This is a genomic window from Nocardia shimofusensis NBRC 100134 (assembly GCF_001613125.1).
Taxonomy (GTDB): domain Bacteria; phylum Actinomycetota; class Actinomycetes; order Mycobacteriales; family Mycobacteriaceae; genus Nocardia; species Nocardia shimofusensis.
The window spans coordinates 357,122-380,383 of sequence record NZ_BDBT01000002.1 but is presented as its reverse complement, the minus strand read 5'-3'; the positions used below and the strand labels follow the sequence as shown (position 1 = coordinate 380,383).

23 protein-coding genes and 1 pseudogene are annotated in these 23,262 nt (G+C 69.1%); 17 read left to right on the top strand and 7 right to left on the bottom strand.

What is annotated here, in order from left to right:
• Nucleotides 1-111: 111 nt before the first annotated feature.
• From NS3_RS03690 to NS3_RS03680, 3 genes are all read right to left on the bottom strand, one after another.
• Entirely contained in the window at nucleotides 112-888 is a 777-nt protein-coding gene (locus tag NS3_RS03690) for an acyl-[acyl-carrier-protein] thioesterase (protein ID WP_067853448.1), read from the bottom strand.
• A gap of 216 nt (nucleotides 889-1,104) precedes the next feature.
• Nucleotides 1,105-2,229, bottom strand: coding sequence for a lytic transglycosylase domain-containing protein (locus NS3_RS03685; protein WP_067853446.1), 1,125 nt, complete (start codon nucleotides 2,227-2,229; stop codon nucleotides 1,105-1,107).
• Complete coding sequence (locus tag NS3_RS03680; protein ID WP_067853443.1) at nucleotides 2,226-2,537, bottom strand: type VII secretion target; 312 nt, start codon at nucleotides 2,535-2,537, stop codon at nucleotides 2,226-2,228. The genes NS3_RS03685 and NS3_RS03680 overlap by 4 nt, the downstream gene beginning before the upstream one ends.
• A gap of 215 nt (nucleotides 2,538-2,752) precedes the next feature.
• Between NS3_RS03680 and NS3_RS03675 the strand changes: the two genes are divergently transcribed.
• The 8 genes from NS3_RS03675 to NS3_RS03640 all read left to right on the top strand — a co-directional run bounded on the left by NS3_RS03675 (nucleotide 2,753) and on the right by NS3_RS03640 (nucleotide 10,547).
• Complete coding sequence (locus NS3_RS03675; protein WP_067853440.1) at nucleotides 2,753-3,727, top strand: NADPH:quinone oxidoreductase family protein; 975 nt, start codon at nucleotides 2,753-2,755, stop codon at nucleotides 3,725-3,727.
• Nucleotides 3,728-3,810: 83 nt separating this feature from the next.
• Nucleotides 3,811-4,335 carry a DUF3558 domain-containing protein gene (locus NS3_RS03670; protein WP_067853437.1) on the top strand — a complete coding sequence of 175 codons (525 nt, stop codon included), beginning with the start codon at nucleotides 3,811-3,813 and terminating at the stop codon, nucleotides 4,333-4,335.
• A gap of 8 nt (nucleotides 4,336-4,343) precedes the next feature.
• Complete coding sequence (locus tag NS3_RS03665) at nucleotides 4,344-4,916, top strand: DUF3558 domain-containing protein (RefSeq protein WP_067853622.1); 573 nt, start codon at nucleotides 4,344-4,346, stop codon at nucleotides 4,914-4,916.
• Between the two features lie 278 nt (nucleotides 4,917-5,194).
• Nucleotides 5,195-5,569, top strand: coding sequence for a 30S ribosomal protein S12 (gene rpsL / locus NS3_RS03660; RefSeq protein ID WP_019049359.1), 375 nt, complete (start codon nucleotides 5,195-5,197; stop codon nucleotides 5,567-5,569).
• Between the two features lies 1 nt (nucleotide 5,570).
• Nucleotides 5,571-6,041: a 30S ribosomal protein S7 gene (gene rpsG, locus NS3_RS03655; protein ID WP_040798748.1), complete on the top strand. Its 471-nt coding sequence runs from the start codon at nucleotides 5,571-5,573 to the stop codon at nucleotides 6,039-6,041.
• 158 nt (nucleotides 6,042-6,199) lie between these two features.
• On the top strand, nucleotides 6,200-8,302 hold the full coding sequence (gene fusA / locus NS3_RS03650; protein WP_067853434.1) for an elongation factor G: 2,103 nt from the start codon (nucleotides 6,200-6,202) through the stop codon (nucleotides 8,300-8,302).
• Nucleotides 8,303-8,439: 137 nt separating this feature from the next.
• A complete protein-coding gene (gene tuf, locus NS3_RS03645) occupies nucleotides 8,440-9,630 on the top strand; it encodes an elongation factor Tu (protein ID WP_067853430.1) in 1,191 nt (396 codons plus the stop codon).
• A 107-nt stretch (nucleotides 9,631-9,737) separates the two neighbouring features.
• Nucleotides 9,738-10,547, top strand: a complete 810-nt coding sequence (locus NS3_RS03640; RefSeq protein ID WP_067853427.1) for an alpha/beta fold hydrolase — start codon at nucleotides 9,738-9,740, stop codon at nucleotides 10,545-10,547.
• 26 nt (nucleotides 10,548-10,573) lie between these two features.
• On the opposite strand, the gene NS3_RS03635 is transcribed toward NS3_RS03640, so the two are convergent.
• On the bottom strand, nucleotides 10,574-11,203 hold the full coding sequence (locus NS3_RS03635; protein WP_067853424.1) for a TetR/AcrR family transcriptional regulator: 630 nt from the start codon (nucleotides 11,201-11,203) through the stop codon (nucleotides 10,574-10,576).
• 36 nt (nucleotides 11,204-11,239) lie between these two features.
• Nucleotides 11,240-11,596, bottom strand: coding sequence for an SPW repeat domain-containing protein (locus tag NS3_RS03630; RefSeq protein WP_067853421.1), 357 nt, complete (start codon nucleotides 11,594-11,596; stop codon nucleotides 11,240-11,242).
• 189 nt (nucleotides 11,597-11,785) lie between these two features.
• Between NS3_RS03630 and NS3_RS03625 the strand changes: the two genes are divergently transcribed.
• The 3 genes from NS3_RS03625 to NS3_RS03615 all read left to right on the top strand — a co-directional run bounded on the left by NS3_RS03625 (nucleotide 11,786) and on the right by NS3_RS03615 (nucleotide 14,596).
• Complete coding sequence (locus tag NS3_RS03625) at nucleotides 11,786-12,982, top strand: NAD(P)/FAD-dependent oxidoreductase (protein WP_084495000.1); 1,197 nt, start codon at nucleotides 11,786-11,788, stop codon at nucleotides 12,980-12,982.
• 75 nt (nucleotides 12,983-13,057) lie between these two features.
• On the top strand, nucleotides 13,058-13,819 hold the full coding sequence (locus NS3_RS03620; protein WP_067853418.1) for a glutamate racemase: 762 nt from the start codon (nucleotides 13,058-13,060) through the stop codon (nucleotides 13,817-13,819).
• Between the two features lie 45 nt (nucleotides 13,820-13,864).
• Nucleotides 13,865-14,596, top strand: coding sequence for a DNA alkylation repair protein (locus NS3_RS03615; protein WP_067853415.1), 732 nt, complete (start codon nucleotides 13,865-13,867; stop codon nucleotides 14,594-14,596).
• Between the two features lie 167 nt (nucleotides 14,597-14,763).
• On the opposite strand, the gene NS3_RS03610 is transcribed toward NS3_RS03615, so the two are convergent.
• Both NS3_RS03610 and mftR2 read right to left on the bottom strand, forming a co-directional pair.
• On the bottom strand, nucleotides 14,764-15,819 hold the full coding sequence (locus tag NS3_RS03610; protein WP_067853412.1) for a ferredoxin--NADP reductase: 1,056 nt from the start codon (nucleotides 15,817-15,819) through the stop codon (nucleotides 14,764-14,766).
• Nucleotides 15,820-15,859: 40 nt separating this feature from the next.
• On the bottom strand, nucleotides 15,860-16,498 hold the full coding sequence (gene mftR2, locus NS3_RS03605; protein ID WP_245649451.1) for a mycofactocin system transcriptional regulator MftR2: 639 nt from the start codon (nucleotides 16,496-16,498) through the stop codon (nucleotides 15,860-15,862).
• 248 nt (nucleotides 16,499-16,746) lie between these two features.
• On the opposite strand from mftR2, the gene mftA reads away from it, so the two are divergent.
• The 6 genes and pseudogenes from mftA (at nucleotide 16,747) to NS3_RS03585 (ending at nucleotide 23,100) form a co-directional block, all read left to right on the top strand.
• Nucleotides 16,747-16,872 carry a mycofactocin precursor MftA gene (gene mftA, locus NS3_RS28250; RefSeq protein WP_245649450.1) on the top strand — a complete coding sequence of 42 codons (126 nt, stop codon included), beginning with the start codon at nucleotides 16,747-16,749 and terminating at the stop codon, nucleotides 16,870-16,872.
• Nucleotides 16,873-16,888: 16 nt separating this feature from the next.
• A pseudogene (mftB, locus tag NS3_RS30415) lies at nucleotides 16,889-17,083 on the top strand (mycofactocin biosynthesis chaperone MftB); the annotation flags it as partial.
• Nucleotides 17,084-17,134: 51 nt separating this feature from the next.
• The gene (gene mftC, locus NS3_RS03600) at nucleotides 17,135-18,424 is read left to right on the top strand and encodes a mycofactocin radical SAM maturase (RefSeq protein WP_373865275.1); all 1,290 of its coding nucleotides are present in this window, start codon (nucleotides 17,135-17,137) and stop codon (nucleotides 18,422-18,424) included.
• 214 nt (nucleotides 18,425-18,638) lie between these two features.
• Complete coding sequence (mftF, locus tag NS3_RS03595; RefSeq protein ID WP_067853409.1) at nucleotides 18,639-20,042, top strand: mycofactocin biosynthesis glycosyltransferase MftF; 1,404 nt, start codon at nucleotides 18,639-18,641, stop codon at nucleotides 20,040-20,042.
• A gap of 38 nt (nucleotides 20,043-20,080) precedes the next feature.
• A complete protein-coding gene (gene mftG, locus NS3_RS03590; protein WP_067853406.1) occupies nucleotides 20,081-21,589 on the top strand; it encodes a mycofactocin dehydrogenase MftG in 1,509 nt (502 codons plus the stop codon).
• A 146-nt stretch (nucleotides 21,590-21,735) separates the two neighbouring features.
• Nucleotides 21,736-23,100, top strand: a complete 1,365-nt coding sequence (locus NS3_RS03585; protein ID WP_067853403.1) for a GAF domain-containing protein — start codon at nucleotides 21,736-21,738, stop codon at nucleotides 23,098-23,100.
• The last annotated feature ends 162 nt before the right edge of the window (nucleotides 23,101-23,262 follow it).

Sequence of the window (23,262 nt, the reverse complement as noted above, 5' to 3'; positions counted from 1 at the left end):
GTCACACGCGGCCGGTCGCCACGAACACACGCGGCGGACGTCTCTGCACGAGGCGTCCGCCGTGTCGTGTGCGGTTGTCCGGCGGTCGGGCGCGGCGATGGGGCGTAGAACTCAGCCCGGCAGCGGCATGATGCGCACGACCGTGGTGGTCGCCCCGCCCACCACGAACCACAGCCGCAGCATCGGCCGTCCGGTGCTGCGATCGCCGGGCTCGAAGCGGCTGCGCACCGTGATGTGCTGACGCGCCAGGACCGGCGCGACGTACTCGATGACCGCCCGATGCGGCCCGGCGATGAGCTTCGGGTACTCGGCCACGAAGTGCTCGACCGCCTGCCAGTAGCAGGCGTTGTTCACGTGGTTGTACTGGTCGATGTCGGTCACCCGCACCGGGAACGGCAGGTCGGTGTCGGATTCCGGCGGCGCGGCGTCGGTGAGATAGGGCCGCCAGCGCAAGCGGTGCTCGTCGGTGCTCCTGGACAGGTAGGCCAGCCCCTCGTCACTGATCCGGGCGGGCATGCCGGTGGACTCGCTGATGTTGATCCAGAAACCCTCGGTCTCGATCAGCCCGCCGTTGCCGCTGGTGATCCGCACCCGCATGTTCGTCCAGCGCGTGCTCATGCTCGAGCACCACCGCAGCAACCGCACGTCGTCGGGCCACAACACCGGGCGCACGACGTCGATGACGGTGCGCCGCACGATCCAGTTCGGATCGCTGCGTGCCAGGAAGGTCTGATGCAACTGCTCCCAGGCGATATCCTGCAGATACCGCGCGACGGCGTCGAAACGCAGCCGGTTGTAGGGGTCCACATCGCCAGCCCGGACGGGCCACGCCGAATCGAAGCCCATGCCCTGTTCGGGAACCGGGGCGAGTGGCTGATCGAGTGACACTGGTGCTCCTCGCGCTGCACGTTGTGCCGCGGTGTTTCTTGCGGTGCTGTTATGAGACGACTTTACGGGGCGGTTGCCCCACCCTCGTGTCGAGCCGACTGTACTCACAGGTAGAGGCCAGGTGTACCCCCACCGTTACCCATTGTCGCAGCGAATCCGGGGGACAGCACCCGGTGCGGCCGATGGCTTGACCCCCGGCATCGGCCCGCGATCTCGTCAGTAGCCCTGGTAGGCGCCGCCCGAGTTCACCCCGGCGACACCGGGCACGCCGGCCAGCGATCCGTAGCGGTCGATCGCGTACCTGGTGGCGGCGACGATGTTGTCCACCGGGTTCCAGATGTCGGTGTGACCGGGGGCGGCGTAGGCGTTGAACGTGCTGTCGATGGTCTGCATGATGCCTTTGGACGGGTGCCCGGCGAGCCAGTTGCTGTCCCAGCGGTTCTCCGCGTAGGGATTGCCGCCGGATTCGTGCTGGATGATCAGCGCCAAGGCCCGCTCGTCGATGTCCTCGGGCCGGTAGCCCATCTCGATGAGGATCTTCTTGGCGTCCTCGATCCACTTCGCCACATCGCCGGTCGGCATCGGCCCGGTGGGTGCGCTCGAACCCGGACCGGCCGACAACCCGGAGCTCCCCGAATACCCCGGGTTGCCCGAAGACGGAGTGGACCCGTTGTTCCCGGACATGACGTAGTTCGGCTGATTCCCGCCGACCGGCGTCGCGGCGGGCGTGGTGGACGCGGGCGCGGTGTCGGTCGGCGCCCCGAGCTTCGGGTCGCCGAGGGTGCCGAAGGCCTGCTCGAGCGCGGCGTTGGCGGTGTTCACGGCCGCGGTCGCGGCGGCGGCCGCGTCTTCCGCGGCTTTCAGCGCCAGCCGCAGATCCAGGGTGCGCTGGGCGGCCGCGGTCTCCTCGCCCAGGACCAGGGCGGTGACGTCGGCGCCACCCGCGTTGTCGCGGATGCGCTGGATCCGGGCGGCCGCGGTGACCAGGCCGTCGGCGGCCACCTCGAACCCGACCGGCGCTTCGTCGACGTACTGGTTGCGCAGCCGCACGACGGTGTCCTTGCCGCCGGTGAGGATGCCGGCCTGCGTGCGGTAGGCGGTCTCCAGCGCGAGGAGCGCGACGCTGACGACCGAGGCCCGGGTCTTCTCGGTCTCCATACGGGTGGTGGCGGCGGCTCCCGCGACACCCGACCAGGCCTTCGAGTCGGTCAGCCCCTGGGTGTCGGTCAGGGCCTTGCCGACGATGCGGTCGATGCCCTCGTGGATGGTCTTCGCATGCTCGGCGGCGGCGGTGAGCTGCTCGGGCTTCCAGGCGATGACGTTGTCGACGGTCAGGGTCATGGCAGCTGCAGTCCGATGGTGGTGAGGGTCCGGGTGAATTCGGCTTCGGTGAGTGCGAAGACGCCCGCGGCGTTGTCCATGTTGTCGGCGACGGTCGTCAGCCGTTCGCCCATCCGGGACAGGCAGCGGCCGGTCACATCGCCGGATTGTCTTGCGGCGGAACCGAACTCGGTGCCGGGTAGCGCGCTCGCGGCGATCGTGAAGGCCTCGCCCGCGCCGAGTGCGGACAGTTCACCGGCTTCGGCGCCCAACCGGGTGGCGAAGGTCCGCAGCGCGTCCGGATCCACCCGCAGCTGGTCCTCGGACATAGGAATCCCCCCTCCTGTTTCCCCAACCCTCGAAACGGGGCAAGCATAACAATTTCGCGGCTGGTCAGCGGTGGTGTCGGCGAGCCTGGCAGTGTGCGGCGCGCCGCCGGAAAGACCGTTCGTTATGTTGGTCACGGTGTTCGGCGACGACCGGTGTCGCCGGATCGGACCCGTGGAATCGGACAGACCGCGGAATCGGACAGAGAGGTCGGCCCATGCGCGCAGCCCAGGTCAGTAAGTTGGAAGGACCGGAAGCGGTCGAGATCGTCGACATTCCCGAACCCGCCGCCATCCCCGGCGGCGTGGTCATCGACGTGCACGCCGCGGGCATCGCCTTTCCGGACGTGCTGATGTCGCGTGGGCTCTACCAGATGAAGCCGCAGCTGCCGTTCGTGGTGGGCGGCGAGGTCGCCGGCGTGGTGCGCGAGGCCCCCGAGGGCGCGCACGTGCGGCCGGGCGATCGGGTGCTGGCGTTGACCATGCTCGGCGGCGCGACCGCCGAGGTCGCGGTGACCCTGCCCGACCTGGTGTTCAAGCTGCCCGACAACATCTCCATGGCGGCCGGCGCCGGCATCCTGTTCAACGACCTGACGGTGCACTTCTGCCTGCGCAATCGGGGCAGGCTGGCCGAGGGCGAGACCGTGCTGGTGCACGGCGCGGCGGGCGGCATCGGCACCTCCACCCTGCGGATGGCGCGGGCGCTGGGCGCGGGCCGGGTGATCGCCGTGGTCAGCACCGAGGAGAAGGCCGAGGTCGCCAAGGCCAACGGCGCCACCGACGTGGTGCTCACCGACGGCTGGCTGGCCGCGGTCAAGGAACTGACCGGCGGTCGCGGCGTGGACATCGTGCTCGACCCGGTCGGCGGTGACCGGTTCACCGACAGCATCCGCTCGCTGGCCCAGGGCGGCAGGCTGCTGGTCGTCGGCTTCACCGCGGGCGAGATCCCCACGGTGAAGGTCAACCGCCTGCTGCTCAAGAACGTCGAGGTGATCGGCGCCGCGTGGGGCGAGTGGTTCATGTCGAACCCGGGCTACGTGGTCGAGCAGTGGGCCGAGGTGGGGCCGCTGCTGGCGAGCGGGGCGATCCCGGCGCCGGAGCCGGTGACCTACCCGCTGGAGAAGACCGCCGAGGCGGTGGCCTCGCTGGAGAACCGCACCGCCACCGGCAAGGTGGTCGTCACGGTCCGCTGATCGCGCCGACCGCCGAGGGCTTCTACCTGGGCCGATTGTCACGAGCCCGAGGCGGTTTCCGGCAAACCAGTAGAGTGCCAAGCATGCGGATACCGTCGGCGCTGTTCACCGGTCTCGCCCTGGTCGTGACGCTGTCTGCCTGCGGTTCCGGCGGCGGATCGGACACCGACGAGCCGCTGCGCCCGCCGCCGAAAGTGGCCTCGCTCGGCCCGTTCGTGGGCGAATGCGGGCATGTCGGCGACGACGAGGTTCGAGACATCGCGGGAATGTCGCAGATCTCCCAGGTGTTCAAGAATTCGGTCGGCTGCAACTATCAGGCCGCCGGAATCGGTTCGCCGAGCGTTACTTTCGCCTCGTACCGCGGCAGCCCGATCGACCGCGAGAAGGCGTGGGTGAGCAATGTCGGCCGCGAGCCGGACAAGATCGAGGTGGCGGGCAAGCCCGGCTTCGCGGCCCTGGATCCCACCGGCACCGTGTGCGACCTGGCGGTCCAGCTCGACGACGATTTCTTCGAATGGTCCATGTCCTACGGGTTGTTCGGTCCAACCGGCAACCCGTGCGACACGACCAGGAAACTGGCCGAACTCACCGTGTCGCGGCTGAAATGAGGACACTGATGACCGGGGCGGGGAAGCGGGGAGCGGCCGGGCGAGCCGGACGTGTGCTCGCGCTGTGTTCGTTGCTGGCCGCGGTCTCCGCCGCCGTCGGCTGCGGCCAGACCGTCGAGGGCTCCGCGCATCCGGCGGGCGGAAGCCAGGAGATCAACACCAACTTCGACAAGCTGATGCGTGAGTGCGACGTGGTGGAGCCCGCGAAGATCGGCGAAGCGCTCGGCGGCGCCCGATACGTGACCGGATCGTTCAACGGCGCGGTGTGCATGTGGGACGTCGAGGACGCTCCGGGCGGGCTGGCGATGGTGACGTTGAACTGGTACGAGATCGGTTCGCTGAACAACGAGAAGGCCACCGCCGACAAGCTGGGCTACAGTCACGAGACAGTCACCGTGCAGGGCACCCGCGCCTTACAGATGCGCAGGCCGAACGACCCGGACTCGTGCGGGGTCACCGCCTCGGCCGCCGACACCGGCGTGGTCGGCTGGTGGGTCAACTACCGGGCCGGTTCGGGGCACCCCGATCCCTGCGTCGCCGCCAAGACACTCCTGGAGCTGACGTTGAACCTGGCCAGGTGAGCGGGCGGCGGTAGGGCCCGCTTTGACCGTCGGTGCAGGCCGCGAGTATCGTGGACCGCTGTGCCCGACAGCATGCGGGCAAGTTCGTGCGTAGAAGTAGGCCAGCGAGAGCGGCTGACCTCTCCGGCGTGCCCGGATTCCGGGCTCCATCCCGCGCGCGACACGCCCGACCTCGGGACGCGAGAAACGTGGTTGGACGTGCGAGGACAGCTCGAAAACCAGCCATGTAGTTCGAAACACCGTTCCGACACCGCGTAATCAACAAGGAAAGCCGGTCTATGCCAACCATCAACCAGCTGGTCCGCAAGGGTCGCCGTGACAAGGTCTCCAAGACCAAGACCGCGGCCCTCAAGGGGAGCCCGCAGCGTCGTGGCGTGTGCACCCGCGTGTACACCACGACCCCGAAGAAGCCGAACTCCGCGCTGCGCAAGGTCGCGCGTGTTCGCCTGACCAGCGCGGTCGAGGTCACGGCTTACATCCCCGGTGAAGGCCACAACCTGCAGGAGCACTCGATGGTGCTCGTCCGTGGCGGTCGTGTGAAGGACCTTCCCGGTGTGCGCTACAAGATCATCCGCGGCTCGCTCGACACCCAGGGCGTGAAGAACCGCAAGCAGGCCCGCAGCCGCTACGGCGCCAAGAAGGAGAAGAGCTGATATGCCTCGCAAGGGCCCCGCTCCCAAGCGTCCGTTGATCAACGACCCGGTGTACGGGTCTCCGCTGGTCACCCAGCTGGTCAACAAGATCCTGCTGGACGGCAAGAAGTCCACCGCCGAGCGCATCGTCTACGGCGCGCTCGAGCAGGCGCGCGAGAAGACCGGCACCGATCCGGTCGTCACCCTCAAGCGCGCGCTGGACAACGTCAAGCCCGCCCTCGAGGTCAAGCCCCGTCGTGTCGGCGGCGCCACCTACCAGGTGCCGGTCGAGGTCCGTCCGGGCCGCGCCAACACCCTGGCGCTGCGCTGGCTGGTCAACTTCTCCCGCGCTCGTCGTGAGAAGACCATGGTCGAGCGTCTGGCCAACGAGCTCCTCGACGCCAGCAACGGTCTCGGCGCGTCGGTGAAGCGTCGTGAGGACACTCACAAGATGGCCGAGTCGAACCGGGCCTTCGCGCACTACCGCTGGTGACAGCCGCCCGGCCCGTCGCTCGTGTCGGCGCCGGAAGGCCTCACGGTCGGGAGGGCACTACGGTGCCCCTTCCGGCGTTGACATAGTGATGATCCGAACAGGGTCAGACATCAAGATCCCAAAGCAATCGCTGACAGAGCAGAGCGGGGAAGATTTCCGTGGCACAGGACGTGCTCACCGACCTGAAGAAGGTCCGCAACATCGGCATCATGGCCCACATCGATGCCGGTAAGACCACCACAACCGAACGTATTCTCTTCTACACCGGTGTCAACTACAAGATCGGCGAGACGCACGACGGCGCGTCGACCACCGACTGGATGGAGCAGGAGCAGGAGCGCGGCATCACCATCACCTCCGCCGCGGTGACCTGTTTCTGGAACCAGAACCAGATCAACATCATCGACACCCCCGGCCACGTGGACTTCACCGTCGAGGTGGAGCGGTCGCTGCGCGTCCTCGACGGCGCGGTCGCGGTCTTCGACGGCAAAGAAGGCGTGGAGCCGCAGTCGGAGCAGGTGTGGCGTCAGGCCGACAAGTACGACGTGCCGCGCGTGTGCTTCGTCAACAAGATGGACAAGCTGGGCGCCGACTTCTACTTCACGGTGCAGACCATCAAGGACCGCCTCGGCGCGCGTCCGCTGGTGATCCAGCTGCCCATCGGCGCCGAGGACACCTTCGAGGGCGTCGTCGACCTGGTCGAGATGAACGCCAAGGTGTGGACCGGCGAGACCAAGCTCGGTGAAAAGTACGAGGTCAAGGAAATCCCGGCCGATCTGGCCGAGAAGGCCGAGCAGTACCGTCAGGAACTGCTCGAGGCCGTCGCGGAGTCCGACGAGGCGCTGCTGGAGAAGTTCTTCGGCGGCGAGGAGCTCACGATCGACGAGATCAAGGGCGCCATTCGCAAGCTGACGGTCAACTCCGAGGCCTACCCCGTGCTCTGCGGCTCGGCGTTCAAGAACAAGGGCGTGCAGCCCATGCTCGACGCCGTGATCGACTACCTGCCCTCCCCGCTGGACGTGGAGAGCGTGCAGGGCCACGTGCCCGGCAAGGAAGACGAGGTCATCACCCGTCGTCCGAGCGCCGACGAGCCGTTCGCGGCGCTGGCGTTCAAGATCGCGGTGCACCCGTTCTTCGGCAAGCTGACCTACATCCGCGTGTACTCGGGCAAGGTCGACTCCGGTGCTCAGGTCATCAACGCGACCAAGGGCAAGAAGGAGCGTCTGGGCAAGCTCTTCCAGATGCACGCCAACAAGGAGAACCCGGTTCCCGAGGTCTCCACCGGTCACATCTACGCGGTGATCGGCCTCAAGGACACCACCACCGGTGACACCCTGTGCGATCCGCAGAACCAGATCGTGCTCGAGTCCATGACCTTCCCGGACCCGGTCATCGAGGTCTCCATCGAGCCCAAGACCAAGTCCGACCAGGAGAAGCTGGGCACCGCGATCCAGAAGCTGGCCGAAGAGGATCCCACCTTCTCGGTCAAGCTGGACGCCGAGACCGGCCAGACCGTCATCGGCGGCATGGGCGAGCTGCACCTCGACATCCTCGTCGACCGTATGCGTCGTGAGTTCAAGGTCGAGGCGAACGTCGGCAAGCCGCAGGTGGCCTACCGCGAGACGATCACCAAGAAGGTCGAGAAGCTCGAGTTCACCCACAAGAAGCAGACCGGTGGCTCGGGTCAGTTCGCGAAGGTCATCATCGGCCTGGAGCCCTTCGTGGGCGAGGACGGTGCGAGCTACGAGTTCGAGAACAAGGTCACCGGTGGCCGTGTGCCGAGGGAATACATTCCTTCGGTGGACGCCGGTGCCCAGGATGCGATGCAGTACGGCGTGCTCGCCGGCTACCCGCTGGTCAACCTGAAGGTGACCCTGATCGACGGCGCGTACCACGACGTCGACTCCTCCGAGATGGCGTTCAAGATCGCCGGCTCGCAGGCACTGAAGGAAGCGGCCCGTAAGGCCGGTCCGGTGATCCTCGAACCGCTGATGGCGGTCGAGGTCATCACGCCCGAGGATTACATGGGCGACGTGATCGGCGACCTGAACTCCCGCCGTGGCCAGATCCAGGCCATGGAGGAACGCAGTGGTGCCCGTGTCGTCAAGGCGCTGGTTCCGCTCTCGGAGATGTTCGGCTACATCGGTGACCTGCGGTCGAAGACCCAGGGCCGGGCGAACTACTCCATGGTGTTCGATTCGTACGCGGAGGTTCCGGCCAACGTGTCGAAGGAGATCATCGCCAAGGCGACCGGGGAGTGATCCCATCCGGGGCAGGTGGCACACTTGCCCCGGACACTCCCGGGGCGTCTGTACGACCCGAAAGTTCCCTGCATCCGCAGGGATGACCCCCGCACTGCTGCAACTGCAGGAACCAACAAGTCCAGGAGGACCACACAGTGGCGAAGGCGAAGTTCGAGCGGACGAAGCCGCACGTCAACATCGGCACCATCGGTCACGTCGACCACGGCAAGACCACGCTGACCGCGGCGATCACCAAGGTGCTGGCTGACAAGTACCCGGATCTGAACGAGAGCTTCGCGTTCGATCAGATCGACAAGGCGCCCGAAGAGAAGGCGCGTGGCATCACGATCAACATCTCGCACGTCGAGTACCAGACCGAGAAGCGCCACTACGCCCACGTCGACGCGCCGGGTCACGCCGACTACATCAAGAACATGATCACCGGTGCGGCGCAGATGGACGGCGCCATCCTCGTGGTCGCCGCCACCGACGGCCCGATGCCGCAGACCCGCGAGCACGTGCTGCTCGCCCGTCAGGTCGGCGTGCCCTACATCCTGGTCGCGCTGAACAAGTCGGACATGGTCGACGACGAGGAAATCCTCGAGCTCGTCGAGATGGAGGTCCGCGAACTGCTGGCCGCCCAGGAGTTCGACGAGGACGCTCCGGTCGTGCGCGTCTCCGGTCTGAAGGCGCTCGAGGGCGACCCGAAGTGGGCCGAGTCGGTGCTCGAGCTCATGAACGCCGTCGACGAGTCCATCCCGGACCCGGTGCGTGAGACCGACAAGCCGTTCCTGATGCCGGTGGAGGACGTCTTCACCATCACCGGTCGTGGCACCGTCGTCACCGGTCGTGTCGAGCGCGGCATCATCAACGTGAACGAGGAAGTCGAGATCGTCGGCATCCGTCCGGAGAAGACCAAGACCACGGTCACCGGTATCGAGATGTTCCGCAAGCTGCTCGACCAGGGCCAGGCGGGCGACAACGTCGGTCTGCTGGTTCGTGGCATCAAGCGCGAGGATGTCGAGCGCGGCCAGGTCATCGTGAAGCCGGGCACCACCACCCCGCACACCGAGTTCGAGGGCCAGGCGTACATCCTGTCGAAGGACGAGGGCGGCCGCCACACCCCGTTCTTCAACAACTACCGTCCGCAGTTCTACTTCCGTACCACGGACGTGACCGGCGTCGTGACCCTCCCCGAGGGCACCGAGATGGTCATGCCGGGCGACAACACCGAGATGAGCGTCAAGCTGATCCAGCCGGTCGCCATGGACGAGGGCCTGCGCTTCGCGATCCGCGAGGGTGGCCGCACCGTCGGTGCCGGCCGCGTCACCAAGATCATCAAGTGATTCTGTCGAATCGCTGATCTACGTCGACGGCGTCGCTCCTTCGGGAGCGGCGCCGTTCGGCGTTTTCCCGTCATCCGCGCTTTTTTCGAAAACGCTGGGAGGGATCGATGAGCTCCGCACCGAACGCCGCAGGCCTCGACATCACCGAGGGCACGTTGCCCATGGGCCTGCCCTACCGCGCCTTGGGCTCCGGTCCGCCGCTGGTGTTCCTGCGCTGGCTGACCCCCGATCACGCCAATCCCACCGGCATCATGCGCAAAGCCGAGATCGGCGCGCTGGCTCCGCTGGCCCTGCACCGGCGGGTGTACGCGATCAACCGGGCTCCGGGGATGCGGGCCGGTGTCACGATGGCCGAGATCGCCGACGATCACGCCGCCGCGCTACGCGCCACCTACGGCGTTCCGGTCGACGTGCTCGGCATCTCCTCGGGCGGTTCGCTGGCCCTGCAACTGGCGCTGGACCATCCGGACGTGGTGCGCAAACTGGTGGTGGCCGCCTCGGCGTCCCGGCTGGAAGCCCACGCCAGATCCGCGCAGCTGCGGTACGCCGAGGCGGCGGCCGCGGGCAAGCGCGGCCTGCACCATATGGCCGCCCGTCCGCACACGATGAGGGGCCGGATCGACAAGGCGATGATGTGGCTGCTCGATCCGCTGGTCCGCCCGCACGATCCCGCCGACACCCTCGCGTTCGTGCTCGCCGAGGACAGCTTCGACGTCACCGACCGGCTGTCCACCCTGACCGCGCCCACCCTGGTGATCGGCGGCGAGTCGGACGGTTTCTACTCGACGGAGTCCTTCCGGCGCACCGCCGACCGCATCCCGGACTCCCGGCTGGTCATCATTCCCGGCGCCGGGCACATGGGCGCGATCAACCACCCGCGCTTCGCCGCCGAGGTGACCGCCTTCCTCGACGGCTGAGCGATCGGCGCGACAGCGGTGGCGGCTCAACCCGATTGGGCCAGCCCTGCCGCGACCACCTTCGCCACGCCGAGTATCTCGTCGGCGGCGGGCAACGGCAGGCCGTCGAGCGCGTGCAGCCGGTCGGCGCCCGCGACGGTGAACATGGCCGAGACCCAGGTGAGCGCGCAGGCGCGAATCGTGCCGGGCGCGACGGGTCCTGGCGCGCTCGCCTGCAGCACCCGCGCGGTCACCTCCAGCAGATGCTCGCGCAGGCGGCGAAGCTGTCTGCGCACGTCGGGATGGGTGTCCGCCTCGCGCCAGAGGATCACGCGCAGCACCGAGGAGTGGTGGTCGCGCGGGTTCAGCGCGGAGTGCAGGTTCAGCAGGCTCGCGGCCGGGTCGCCGGGGGTGACGACGGCCCCGATGTCGGGCACCGGCTGGTCGGGCACCCGTTCGGTCATGAGCGCGGACAGGATCGCGTTCTTGGTGGGGAAGTAGTAGAAGACGAGTCCTTTGGGGACGCCGGCCCGCGCAGCCACGGCGGAGGTCGGCGTCGCGTCGAAACCTTGGGCGGCGAAGAGGTCTTCGGCCGCGTCGAGAATCAGTTCCCGGGCGTCGCCGTCGCGCTCGGCGTTACGGCGGCGCCCGGTGCGAGTGGACGCCCGAGTGCGCATGTCGGTGCGCCTCGTATCGGACCGGCGAAGCCGGGATCAGTGATGGGCGGCCGGGCGATGCATACGGCCGGTGACGGCGGGCAGCGCGGCGAGCGCGACCACCACGGTGACCAGCCCCACCACCCATGAGGTCCAGGACGCGCCGCGGAACTCGGTGAAGTCCATGACCCACGGGGAAAGGAACAGCAGCGCGCCGAACAGCGCCATCGCGTAGTCGGCCATCGCCATCGCCGGACGTGCCATCTGGGCCAGGCCGGTGAGCGCGATGAGGACGCCGAGCACGACGAGTGTCCACATCGCCCGATCGCTGGTGTCCAGCCACAGCGGCGAGAGTGCGGTGAAGATGCCGAGGACGACGGCGAGGAGATTCTGGGCGCGAGAATCGGTGAACATGGTGTGCCTCCTGCGAGAAAAAAAGTAGTCCTGACCTCGGTATAGACCTGATTGACCGCCCGGTCGATAGCGGGATGAACACGATTGGGCGGCTTTTGCGGGCACAGTGTTCCCGCAGGCGGAGGCTCCCGAAAAATACCAAGCGATTGCTAGGCTCGACGGAGTCGTCTACGGAAGGGACCGGGCTGAATGAGCGCGCCGATCATCATCGTGGGGGCCGGTCTGGCCGGCCTGCGCACCGCCGAGGAACTGCGCAGGGCCGGGTACGAGGGCCGGCTGGTGATGCTCGGCGACGAGTCGCGGCTGCCCTACGACCGTCCGCCGCTGTCGAAGCAGTTCGTGCGCGGTGAAACCGACGACACCACCCTGCGTCCGGTGGAGTTCTTCGAGGAGAAGTCGATCGAGCTGCGTCTCGGCGTCGCGGCGAGCGGGGTGGACACCGCGGCCCGCCGCCTGCGCCTGGCCGATGGTGACGTCCTCGACTACAGCCACCTGATCATCGCCACCGGACTGCGTCCGCGCCGCCTGCCCGGCCTGCCGGACCTGGCCGGCGTGCACGTGCTGCGTGACCACGCCGACGCCGCCGGTCTGCGCGGCGACGTGACGGGGGCGAGCAAGGCGCTGGTGATCGGCGCGGGTTTCATCGGCTGCGAGGTGGCGGCCAGCTTCCGGGCGAGCGGGCTCGAGGTGGTGCTGGTGGAACCCCAGCCCACGCCGCTGGCCTCCGTGCTGGGGGAGCAAGTGGGCGCGCTGGTCGCCCGGATGCATCGCGAAGAAGGGGTGGATCTGCGCTGCGGCGTCGGGCTGGACACCCTGCTGGCCGACGCGGACGGCCGGGTGGCGGGCGCGCGGCTCGCCGACGGTTCCGAGGTCGGCGCCGACCTGGTCGTCGTGGGCGTCGGCTCCCGCCCGGCGATCGACTGGCTCACCGATTCCGGTGTGGCACTGGCCGATCCGGCCGACGGCGGCGGCGTGCTCGCCGACGAGGTGGGCCGGACCAGCGCCGAGAACGTGTGGACGGTCGGCGACGTGGCGGCTTGGCGGCACGACACCGGCAAGCAGGCTCGCGTCGAGCACTGGACCAATGCGGGCGAGCAGGCCAAGCTCCTCGCCTGCGCGCTGCTGGGCGCCGAGCCGCCCACCGCCGCGCGGGTGCCCTACTTCTGGAGCGACCAGTACGACGTCAAGATCCAGGCCCTCGGCACCCCGTCGGCCGCCGACGACGTGGTCGTGGTCAGCGACGACGGCCGCAAGTTCCTGGCCTACTACTCCCGCGAGGGAGCGCTCACCGGCGTGGTCGGGGCGGGCATGACCGCCCAGGTCATGAAGGCTCGCGCGAAGGTGGCAGCGGCGGTCCCGGTCGCCGATCTCCTGGCCACCACCTAGTCCGGCGCTCCGGGCCGGACAGGTCGGCTCCCCAGGCGATGTCGGAGCCGATTCGGGCTGTAATACGGTGGTCGGGTGATCGTCGCGCTCATCGATTCGGGTTTGGGGCTGCTGCCGACGGCCGCCTGGCTGCGGAAGCTGCGTCCGGATCTGGACTTGCTGCTGCAGCTCGACCCGGACGGCGCGCCGTGGGGGCCGAAGCCGGAGCAGTGGACGATCGATCGGGTGGTCGGCGCGGCCCGGACCTCGCTGGCGGCCGGCGCGGAAGTCATCGTGCTGCCGTGCAATACCGCCAGCGTCACCGCCCTGGAACACGTGCGCGCCGATGTCGGGCCAGAGGTGCCGGTGATCGGCACCGTGCCCGCCGTCAAACCGGCCGCCGCGGCCTGCCGTTCGGTCGCCGTGTGGGCTACCGCCGCGACCACCGCCAGCCGCTACCAGGCCGATCTCATCGCGAAATTCGGCGGCGAGGCGGAGGTGACCGGGGTGGCCTGCCACGGCCTGGCCGACGCCATCGATCGTGGGGACCTCTCCGCCGCAGGCGATGCGATCGCCCGTGCCGCCGAGCAGACGCCCGAGGGCACCGAGGGCGTGGTGCTCGGTTGCACGCACTACCCGCTGGTCGCCGACGCCATCCTGGCCACGCTGCCGGTGGGCGTCCGCCTGTTCGACAGCGCGCAGGCCGTCGCCGCGCAGGCCATCAGGAAGGTGGACGGGCTGGGCAGGCCGAGCACCGGCGAGGGCACGGTGCGGGTGCTCAACAGCGGCCGTCCCGGCGCGCTGCCGCCGAGTGCGGCCGCCTACGAAACCGGGCGCATCCTCGGCGCCCGCCTCTGACCACCGCCGGAATCCCGGTGTGACCCAGGCAGATCGGAGCAGCGCATGAGCGAGGCGGCGCAGGTGCGGGCGGCACTGGCCGCGGCGGCCGATCCCGTCGACGCCGCGCAGTCGCAGCGCTTCTTCAAGACCGGGCCGGGCGAGTACGGCGAGGGGGACGTCTTCCTCGGCGTCCGCGTGCCCGCCACCCGCGCCGTCGTCCGCCGGTTCACCGATCTGCCCGTGGACGAGATCGAGATCCTGCTCGACAGCGTCGTCCACGAGGAACGCCTGGCCGGTCTGCTGATCCTGGTGGCGCGCTTCGACCGGGCGAGCAAGCCCCGCACTCTCGACGAGGATGTACGTGCGGAAGTCGTGCGGCGCTACCGCGCGGCGGTGCACCGGGGCCGGGTCGACAACTGGGATCTGGTCGACTCCTCCGCCGAATACATTCTCGGCCGCTGGCTGCTGGACCGCCCCCGCGACGAGCTGTTCGACCTGGCCGCCGCCGAGTCGCTGTGGCACCGCCGCGTGGCCCTGCTGAGCACCTTCGCCTTCATCAAATCCGGCGACGCGACAACCACATTCGCCCTCTGCGAGCGCCTGCTGGACGACCGCCGCGACCTGATCCAGAAAGCCGTCGGCTGGATGCTGCGCGAAGTGGGCAAACGCGTCGACCGCACCCTGCTCACGGATTTCCTGGACCGCTACGCGCCGGCGATGGGCCGCACCGCGCTGTCCTACGCCACCGAGCATCTGGACTCGGCCACGCGTGCGGCCTACCGCGCCGCACGCTGATCCCGTCCGCCCGCCCGCCCGGCTCGGAGAGGTGCCACAGGTGCGCGCGGGGGCGGGCCGTAGACGCGTGACCGGGATCGGCCGCCGGGATCACGCCGCTTCGGCGCCGAGGCCGACCGGGTGGGCCGACGGCGGCGCGGCGCGCGGCCGAGTCGAAAGGGCCGCGCTCAGAACTGGATACGCAGCCGATCGGTGACCGGGCGCGCCTGGCAGCCGAGGATGTAGCCGTTGGCGATGTCCTCGGGATCGAGGATCTCGGCGTTGTCCATCTCCACTTCGCCCTCGAGCACCGTGCACGCGCAGGACCCGCACTCGCCCTCCTGGCAGGAGTAGGGCACGTCGATGCCCTTGGCGAGCATGATGTCGACCAGGGTCTGCTTGCGCGGCCAGTTCAGCTCGTGGATTTCCCCGTCGAGTTCGACCTCGACGGTGGCGGCGTCGGCGGCCTCCTCGTCGCTGATCTCGACCGGAGCGTGATCGGCGAAGGGGTCGCCGGCGAGTGAGTTGAAGACCTCGGCGTGGACGCGGCTGCGGGGCATGCCGAGCCGGGCCAGCGCGTCGTGCACGCCGTCCATGAACGGCTTGGGACCGCACATGAACGCCTCGTACTCGGCGTAGGGGCGGACCAGAGTGGCCAGTCCTTCGGCGGTGGGCAGACCCTGCAGCGGTTCCAGCCAGTGGATGACGGTGAGCCGCTCGGCGTGCTCGGCGCCCAGTGCGCGCAGTTCGTCGGCGAAGATGACGTTGTCGGTGTCGCGGTTGGCGTAGACCAGCACCAGCTTGCCCGTGCCGCGCGCCAGCGCCGATTTCAGGATCGACATCACCGGGGTGATGCCGCTGCCCGCGCCGAACAGCAACAGGTTCTCGTCCAGATTCCCCGGGGTGAACACTCCGGAGGGCGGCAGCACCTCGAGCTGGTCGCCGGGCTTGACGTTGTCGCAGACCCAGTTGGAGCCGTAGCCGCCCTCGGTGCGCTTGACGGTCACCTTCGGCTTGTCGTCGGTGTGCGGCGAGCTGGCCAGCGAATAGCACCGCGCCACCGAACCGGTCTGCTCGCTCGGGATTCGCAGCGTGAGGAACTGGCCGGGGCGGTAGCGGAACTTGTCGCTCAACTCCTCGGGCACGTCGAAGACCAGCGAGTGGCTGTCCGCCGTCTCGGCGATCACCGCGGCGACCCGCAGCACGACCGAGCGTGAACCGTGTGGAACCTCGACGGTGGTCATGTCGTCCTCTCGAACCCGAAAACTAGAACGTGTTTCAATTTCATCGTACGTCGGGGTCCGCTCCCGCGACAAGCCGGGCTTCCAAGCCCGCGATGAGCACGTCCATGCCGAAGTCGTAGGTGTAGCGGCCGCGCAGGTCGGGCATGTGCGCGGTGGCGCGGGCGACCACGTCGGGCAGGTCCACTCCGGTCAGCGCCGCGGGCTCGCGCGGGTTCACCCGGCGCCGGCCGAACAGGTAGGTGTGCACGGTCGCGTAGGCGGACAGGATGTCGCGGTCGCCGAACCCGGCGTCGGCCAGGATGCTCATGACTCCGGCGATCAGGTCGAGCTGCTTGCCCAGCATCTGCTCGATGAGCACATCGCCCAACCCGGGATGCCTGCGCAGCTTCTCGTCGATCTGGTCGACGAGCTCGCGCAGCCGCTGCTGCCACGGACCCGAGTCGCGCGGCGGCGTGCGGACTCCCGTCAGCGCGGCGCCCGCCACCAGGTCGAGCAGTTCACGCTTGTCGGCGACGTAGTAGTACGGCGCCATGGGGGAGACGCCCAGCTCGCGCGACAATCGCCGCATCGATAGTTTCTCGACCCCGTCCTCGCGGACCACCCGCAGTGCCGCCTCGACTATCTCGGACTCCGACAGCGTGCTGCCGCCCCCGTTGGTCTGTATGCGTCCGACTCCCATGCCACCTCTACCGCCGCGGGCATGTGTTGCCCATCACAATCTGTTCCGCCGATGTACACCCGAAGTCTAGAGGCCGTCGGTGCGGTCGAGGGCCGCGACGTGGGGCGCGGGCTCATCAGGGCATCGCGGCCGGACTCCGGGGACCGAAGGCCTTCCGAAAAGCGACATGGTTCACTCCCAGCGAAGACGTGGTTATGGTGTGACGTGGACTACGGATGGTGGTCCGTATGATCTCCAGGAGGTTTGTGATGACTGTGAAGACTCGGCAGTTCTTCGTCCCCGCCGACGGCGAGACCGGACCGGTCGCCGCCGAACTCGTCGAGGAGAGCCTGATCGAAGAGGTCTCCATCGACGGCATGTGCGGCGTCTACTGACAGGGCGGGCAGACGAATGCTCGATCTCGATACCCGTTGGCAGCTGCATCCCCGGGTGGCGTTGCGCCCCGAGCCGTTCGGCGCGTTGCTCTACCACTTCGGCACCCGCAAACTCTCGTTCCTCAAGAACCCACGGATCGTCGAGGTCGTGCGCTCGCTGCCCGATCACACCTCCGCTCGCGCCGCACTGCACGCGGCCGGTGTCTCGGATGAGGCGCTCGCCCCGTACGCGGCGGCGCTGAGCCAACTCGCCGACGGCCGGATGATCGTCGGCGGCACCGTCACGAACCCGCCTGCCGGGACTCCCACGGCCGCCGGTTCCCGGACTGTCGCCTCCGCGGCCGTGGATTCCCCGGCGCGGGAGGACAAGGCCGTGAAGCTGGTGGATCGCTTCGAGAGCGGCCTGGCCGCGCCGATCTGCCTGACCTGGGAACTCACCTACGCCTGCAATCTGTCCTGCGTGCACTGCCTGTCGTCCTCGGGCAGGCGCGATCCCCGTGAGCTGACCACCGAGCAGTGCAAGGCGCTCATCGACGAGTTCGAGCGGATGCAGATCTTCTACGTCAACATCGGCGGCGGCGAACCGACGGTGCGCCAGGACTTCTGGGAGCTCGTCGACTACGCCACCGAGCACCACGTGGGAGTCAAGTTCTCCACCAACGGCGTTCGCATCACCCCCGAGGTCGCCACCCGGCTGGCCGCCAGCGACTACGTCGACGTGCAGATCTCGCTGGACGGCGCGACCGCCGAGGTCAACGACGCGGTGCGCGGGCCGGGCTCCTTCGACACGGCGATCCGCGCGCTGGAGAATCTCGCCGCGGCCGGATTCCGTGACGCGAAACTCTCGGTCGTGGCCACCCGCCACAACATCCCCCAGCTCGACGAGTTCCGCGCCATCGCCGACCGCTACGGCGCCACCCTGCGCCTGACCCGCCTGCGTCCCTCGGGTCGCGGCGCGGATGTCTGGGACGAACTGCACCCCACCTCCGACCAGCAGCGGGTTCTCTACGACTGGCTGGTGGCCAACGGCGAGGGCGTGCTGACCGGCGACTCCTTCTTCCATCTGTCGGCCTTCGGTTCGGCGCTGCCGGGATTGAACATGTGCGGCGCGGGCCGGGTGGTCTGCCTGGTCGATCCGGTCGGCGACGTCTACGCCTGCCCGTTCGCCATCCACGACCGATTCCAGGCCGGAAACGTGCTCACCGACGGCGGTTTCGAAGGCGTGTGGCGCGACTCGTCGCTGTTCGGCGAACTGCGTGAGCCCACCGGTGGTGGCGCCTGCTCGAGCTGCGCGCACTACGACGCCTGCCGGGGCGGTTGCATGGCGGCCAAGTTCTTCACCGGCCTGCCCGCCGACGGACCCGATCCCGAGTGCGTGCAGGGCTACGGCGAGGCCGCGCTCGCCGACGCCGGGCGCACCATCCCGCGCTCGTCGGTCGACCACTCCCGCAAGGCCGGCTCGCGGCGCGGGGCGCGCAAGCCGGGTCCGATCCCGCTGACCCTGACCGCCCGCATGCCCTCGCGCGCCTGCGACGAGAGCCCGCTCGCGTGATCGGCCGGGTGGTGTGAGGGGCCGAGTCCCCACCGGTTGCCCTCCTGTTGCGGCCCCGGCGGTCGCAGCGGGAGGCACCCTCGCCGGTCCGGCTGTCGACCGCGACACGCCGTCGCTCCGGATCGCCGCGCGTGCACTGGCGATTCGGGGCGTTTCGCAGCGATTTCGCGCACCGATGATGCTCGAACGCGCGTGATTGCCTAGCATGCGAGGGATGCGCCACGATCGATTGCCGGACGGCTTCGGGGTACGGATCGATCCACGGGTACGCGCATACTCCGGGGGGCGCGTCCTCGTCGGTGGAACACCCGCCCGCGTGCTGCGGCTCGCGCCGGAGGCCGCCGAGATGATCGGCGACGGGTACCTGGAGGTGTCCGGGCCCAAATCCGCCGTCGTCGCCCGCAGGCTCCTCGATTCCGGGGTCGCCAATCCGCGCCCACGTCTGCTGCCCTCCACCGAGGACGTCACCATCGTCGTCCCGCTGCGCAACAACGCCGAGGGCCTGGCCCGCATGCTGGCGGTGCTGCGCGGCCACCACGTCATCGTCGTCGACGACGGCTCCGATCAACCGGTACAGGTGCCGAGCGAACGCGGCCCGCGCTGCCGGGTGACGGTGCTGCGCCACGACCGCGCCAAGGGTCCGGCGGCCGCGCGCAATGCCGGCCTGCGGGCGGCGACAACCGAATTCGTCGCGTTCCTGGATTCGGACGTGGTCCCGCGCAGCGGCTGGCTGGAGGTCGTGCTCGGGCATTTCAGCGATCCCGAGGTCGCGCTGGTGGCCCCGCGGGTCACCGCCCTCGACCCGGAATCCAACGCGCTGGCCCGTTACGAGCACACCCGGTCCTCGCTGGATCTGGGCAGGCGCGAGGCGGCGGTGCATTCGGGCGGGCGGATCTCCTATGTGCCCAGCGCGGCGCTGCTGGTGCGCAGGCAGGCGCTGCTCGCGGTCGGCGGCTTCGACGAATCCCTGCACGTCGCCGAGGATGTGGACCTGTGCTGGCGGCTGGAGCGCGCGGGCAGGCGGCTGCGCTACGAGCCCGCCGCGCACGTCGCTCACGACCACCGCGTCCGTTTTCGCGCCTGGTTCGGCCGCAAGCTGTTCTACGGCACCGGCGCCGCGCCGCTCGCCGAACGTCACGACCCGCGGATGGTCTCCCCGCTGACGGTGCCGTCCTGGACGGTGCTGGCCGCCGTGCTGTTCGCCACCCTCACCCGCTGGGGCGCGCTCGGCGGTCTGGTCACCCTCGGTGCCGCGTTGCTGCGCCTGCGCCGGGTCTTCGCCGGGCTCGACAACCCGACCAGGATCGCCTCGCTGTACCTGGCCCGCGGTTTCTTCGCCGGCCTGTGGCGGCTGGCCTCGGCGATGTGCCGACACTATTGGCCGGTCACTGTGCTGGCGATGCTGCTGTCGCGGCGCGTGCGCCGGATCGCGGTGACCATGGCGGTCGCCGACGGCCTGGCCGACTGGTTCACCCATCGTGAGCCCGGTGGCCTGGACCCGGTGCGTTACGTGGCCTACAAACGCCTCGACGACATCGCCTACGGAACCGGTCTGTGGGTCGGCGCTTTCCGGGCGCGCAGCCTGGCCGCTGTGCGTCCGACCCTGGCCCGCCGCTGAACCGGATCCGACACCGTGCGCATCCCGCGGGGACATCGATGACCGACACCCTGATCGTCGGCGGCGGCACCGCGGGCTGCGTCCTGGCCGCGCGCCTGAGCGAGGACCCCGCGCACGCGGTCCGGGTGCTCGAAGCAGGCCGGGTCCGGCTCGACCCCGCCGCGTTCCCCGAAGCTCTGCGCGACGCGACGCGAATGCCGCTGGACCCGAACGCTGCCTGGCTCTGGCGCTACCCGACGATCCTTTCGGCCGACAGCGACTCGGCCGAAGGCGCGCACGACGCATACGACCCGGTGCTGGGCGAACTGGTGCGCGGGCGCGTGCTCGGCGGTTCGAGTGCGGTGAACGGCAGCTACTTCGGGCGGGCGCGGGCCGCGGACTTCGCGGCGTGGGACGACATCGCGGGCGGACCCGGCTGGGATTTCGGCACCGTCCTCGACGCCTACCGCCGCAGTGAATGCGACAAGGACTTCGGCGACCGCCCCGGCCACGGCCGGACCGGTCCGATCCCGGTGATCCGCAGCGCGCACCCGGCGCCGATCAGTCGCGCGGTCGCCGCCGCCGCACACAGCCTCGGCCTGCCCGAACGCGAGGACCTCAATGCCGTACCGGGCGATGGGCCGCAGACCGGAGTGGCGCGGGTGCCCTGCAATGTCGATCGTGGCCTGCGGATCGGCACTGCCACGGCCTATCTGCTGCCCGCCGCCCATCGGCCGAATCTGCGGGTGGACGGCGGGGCGACGGTATCGCGGGTGCTCGTCCGCCACGGCAGGGCCGTCGGGGTCGAGTACCGGCGCGACGATGTGACCGAGACGGCGTGGGCCGACCACATCGTGCTGTGCGCGGGTGCGGTGGAAACCGCTGCGCTGCTGCTGCGTTCGGGGATCGGCCCGGCCTCGCTGCCGGCCGGGACCGGCATACCGCTGGTGCATCCGGCCCCGGTGGGGCAGTGGTTCACCGACCACCCGGAGATCGGCCTGGAGTACCGGGTCGGCGCGGAGCCGGGCGAAAAGCCGCCCGCCACGGTCCCGCTCGAGTACGTCGTCGATCTGGACGACATCGAATTACGTCCCTACACCGTCGAATTCACCCCGGGCATACGCCGTCTGGGGGTCGCGCTCATGCGGCCGCACTCCTGGGGCGTGCTGCGTCTGTCCTCCGGCGACCCGGCGGCGCGGCCGGTGATCGCGCACCGTTATCTGTCCGAGGCGGCCGATCGGACGCGGTTGCTGGAAGCCGCGGCGCTGGCGGAAGAATTGCTGTCGCGGATTCCCGGCGCGAGGCTCCTCACGAGGGTTCCGCCCGCGACGCATCCGCGGGCCGTGGTGTGGCTGCGCGAACGGCTCGGTACCTCGCAGCACCTTTCGGGCACCTGCCGGATGGGCGCCGCGCACGACGAGCGCGCCGTGGTCGACCACGGCCTGCGAGTCCACGGTGTGCGGGGGCTGTCGGTGGTGGATATGTCGGTGCCACCGGTGCCGCTGAGCCGTGGTCCGCAGGCCAGTGCGGTGATGATCGCCGAGCGCGCGGCCGATCTGCCGAGGTGAGTGTTCGCCCCGGGCGATCAATCAGAAAGACAAGTGAGTCACAATTCGCTGAGGAGTCGCTGTGGTGTGACCTGTCGGACAAACCGTAGATCCTTCCCGCGCAGGGTATGGCGCGCCGGTAAGGTTTGGAGCGGAAAGAAAGGCAAATGGTCAGCAATCTCGCAGGTGGGCGGCCCCCACGGCACCGCGTCGAGCCAGGCACGCAGCTCGGCGCGCTGGAAGCCTATGCCGCACAAGCTCACGGATACCTCAGTGCGGGCGGTGAACAGCTCTCGCAGCTGGCGGGTCTGCTGCGCCCTCTCGTGCTGGATTCCTGGCTGCGCAGCCTGCGTAGCGGCGTCGATCCGATGGATGTGCTCAGCGAGCGCGGCCTGCGCGGCGCCGACCTGCAGCGCTATCGCGACGCCCACGCGCTGGCCCCGCTGATGCCGCTGATCGACAAACTGCTCGTCCAGGACGCCGCCCGTGCCGGCCTCGTCGTCGCGCTCGCCGACCAGTTCGGCCGGGTGCTCTCGGTGTACGGCAACCCTGATCGGGTGGCCGCCGCCGCCGAGGTCGGGCTGCGGGCGGGCGACGACCTGAGTGAACGCCGCATCGGCACCAATGCCGCCGGTCTGGTGGTGCGCACCGGACGGGCGGCCTGGATTCACGGCCCCGAACACTTCCTGCACCGGATGCACCAGATCACCTGCGCCGCCGCGCCCGTGCACGACCCGGACGGCAGGCTCGTCGGTGTGCTGATGGTCGCCGGTGGCGTGCGGGTCGCCCGGCCCGAGATATTGGCGCTGGTCAAGGCGACGGCCACGGCGGCGGAGATGGAACTGGTGCTGACCGCGATGCGCTCGGGCCGTGCCGACGCGGGCGGAGGGCAGGCGGCCTCCCGGCCCGCCGAGGCGCGCTCGCTCGGGCTCGAGGTACTCGGGCAAGGGCAGCCGCAGCTGACCATCGCGGGAGATCGGGTGCCGCTGTCACAACGGCACGCCGAAATACTGCTACTGCTCGCCGAGCATCCCGAAGGGCTCGGCGCCGACCATCTCGCCCTGCTGCTCGACGACACCGATCTGGACAACGGCACCATCCGCGCGGCGGTGTCGCGCTTGCGTTCGGTGGTCGGCCCGACGGTGTTCGGCTCGCGCCCCTACCGTCTGCGGGTTCCGGTCGCAACCGATGTGGACGCGCTGCGGGCCGCACTGGACTCCGGTGATGTGGAATCCGCATTACGGCTCTACGCCGGCCCGGTGCTGCCGCGCTCCACCGCACCCGGCATCGTCGACATCCGCGACGAGCTCCGAGTGCGTCTGCGCACCGCGGTGCTCGCCTCCCGTGACAGTGGGGTCTTGCGCCGGTGGACCTCCGGTGCAGAGGGGCGTGACGATGCCGCCGCCTGGGCGGTCTATCGCGCCTCGGTCGATCGTGATTCGCCGCTGTATGCGCAGATCGAGGCCAAGATCCGGGTGCTCGACCGCAGGTTGGGCGCGGATGCAACGCGGATGCAACGTTTCGGCTCATAGTCTGCACATCTGACAGTGTGATAGCTCACTACGTGGACGCCCTAGGCTCTGCGCGATAGCCGCTGTCCAGGGCTTTCTACCCTGTAAGACAATCTGGACATCTGATCAAAATATTTCAGTGGAACCTGTTACTTTTTATTCACTCACCGCCTAATGTTCGCA

Coding starts and splice junctions, on each gene's coding strand:
- NS3_RS03685 (WP_067853446.1), bottom strand. CDS start 2,229: ATGACCCTGACCGTCGACAACGTCATCGCCTGGAAGCCCGAGCAGCTC.
- NS3_RS03680 (WP_067853443.1), bottom strand. CDS start 2,537: ATGTCCGAGGACCAGCTGCGGGTGGATCCGGACGCGCTGCGGACCTTC.
- NS3_RS03675 (WP_067853440.1), top strand. CDS start 2,753: ATGCGCGCAGCCCAGGTCAGTAAGTTGGAAGGACCGGAAGCGGTCGAG.
- NS3_RS03670 (WP_067853437.1), top strand. CDS start 3,811: ATGCGGATACCGTCGGCGCTGTTCACCGGTCTCGCCCTGGTCGTGACG.
- NS3_RS03665 (WP_067853622.1), top strand. CDS start 4,344: ATGACCGGGGCGGGGAAGCGGGGAGCGGCCGGGCGAGCCGGACGTGTG.
- rpsL (WP_019049359.1), top strand. CDS start 5,195: ATGCCAACCATCAACCAGCTGGTCCGCAAGGGTCGCCGTGACAAGGTC.
- rpsG (WP_040798748.1), top strand. CDS start 5,571: ATGCCTCGCAAGGGCCCCGCTCCCAAGCGTCCGTTGATCAACGACCCG.
- NS3_RS03640 (WP_067853427.1), top strand. CDS start 9,738: ATGAGCTCCGCACCGAACGCCGCAGGCCTCGACATCACCGAGGGCACG.
- NS3_RS03635 (WP_067853424.1), bottom strand. CDS start 11,203: ATGCGCACTCGGGCGTCCACTCGCACCGGGCGCCGCCGTAACGCCGAG.
- NS3_RS03630 (WP_067853421.1), bottom strand. CDS start 11,596: ATGTTCACCGATTCTCGCGCCCAGAATCTCCTCGCCGTCGTCCTCGGC.
- NS3_RS03625 (WP_084495000.1), top strand. CDS start 11,786: ATGAGCGCGCCGATCATCATCGTGGGGGCCGGTCTGGCCGGCCTGCGC.
- NS3_RS03615 (WP_067853415.1), top strand. CDS start 13,865: ATGAGCGAGGCGGCGCAGGTGCGGGCGGCACTGGCCGCGGCGGCCGAT.
- NS3_RS03610 (WP_067853412.1), bottom strand. CDS start 15,819: ATGACCACCGTCGAGGTTCCACACGGTTCACGCTCGGTCGTGCTGCGG.
- mftR2 (WP_245649451.1), bottom strand. CDS start 16,498: ATGGGAGTCGGACGCATACAGACCAACGGGGGCGGCAGCACGCTGTCG.
- mftA (WP_245649450.1), top strand. CDS start 16,747: ATGACTGTGAAGACTCGGCAGTTCTTCGTCCCCGCCGACGGCGAGACC.
- mftC (WP_373865275.1), top strand. CDS start 17,135: ATGATCGTCGGCGGCACCGTCACGAACCCGCCTGCCGGGACTCCCACG.
- mftF (WP_067853409.1), top strand. CDS start 18,639: ATGCGCCACGATCGATTGCCGGACGGCTTCGGGGTACGGATCGATCCA.
- mftG (WP_067853406.1), top strand. CDS start 20,081: ATGACCGACACCCTGATCGTCGGCGGCGGCACCGCGGGCTGCGTCCTG.
- NS3_RS03585 (WP_067853403.1), top strand. CDS start 21,736: ATGGTCAGCAATCTCGCAGGTGGGCGGCCCCCACGGCACCGCGTCGAG.